We start from the raw sequence: 670 nt of genomic DNA on the forward strand, positions 1-670 counted from the left end.
GTCATTATCCAGCCTGATGGCAGACTTGCGGCTTTCGGTGAAAAATGGCACGTCAACTCCTTACATAAGCAAGCCATCAATAAAGTAGGTGAGCGTTTATTTGTCGAAGCCCTAGCCCCTGATGGCTTGGTAGAAGCCATTAGCTTGTTACAACATCCCTTTATGATTGGTGTACAATGGCATCCTGAGTTAAATTATGCACAAGATAACTTGTCCAAATTTCTATTCACGGAATTCATTCACTATGCCAGCACACCCCAAATCGAGTAGCACCACTAAAGATCCGGTAGATATTGACAGCGCTAACACTGATACAGATAAAAGTGTTGATAGCGAGATTGGCAACAGCATTGACGTTGATGTTGCCAGTGATAAAGATATTGATATCGAGGAAGATGATGACATCAGTAGTGATGACGAAGATGAGTTGACAGATTCTGAAACAGACACATCTAGCGACACTGACGAATCGATAGAAGAAGACATCGGTAAAAAAATCAATCAGCTGCGCCTTGCAAAAGGCTACTCGCAGCGTAAATTGGCGAAACTATCAGGACTGACAAACACTTCTATTAGCTCTATTGAGCGCAATAAGGTGAGTCCCGCAGTAAATACCTTAAAGGCGATTTTGGCAGTGTTAGGTTCTGATTTGACCACGTTTTTTAGTGAT

General features: G+C 42.2%; 2 protein-coding genes. Both read left to right on the plus strand.

Annotated elements, in window-relative coordinates:
• The coding region (locus ACS8FC_RS18025) for a gamma-glutamyl-gamma-aminobutyrate hydrolase family protein (protein ID WP_439297798.1) at nt 1-270 on the plus strand (270 nt) is incomplete at its 5' end.
• Nucleotides 245-670 (plus strand): helix-turn-helix domain-containing protein (locus ACS8FC_RS18030; RefSeq protein ID WP_439297799.1); only part of this gene is annotated, 426 nt, incomplete at its 3' end. The genes ACS8FC_RS18025 and ACS8FC_RS18030, both read left to right, overlap by 26 nt.

The sequence above is a fragment of the Psychrobacter sp. 1Y4 genome (assembly GCF_051847555.1).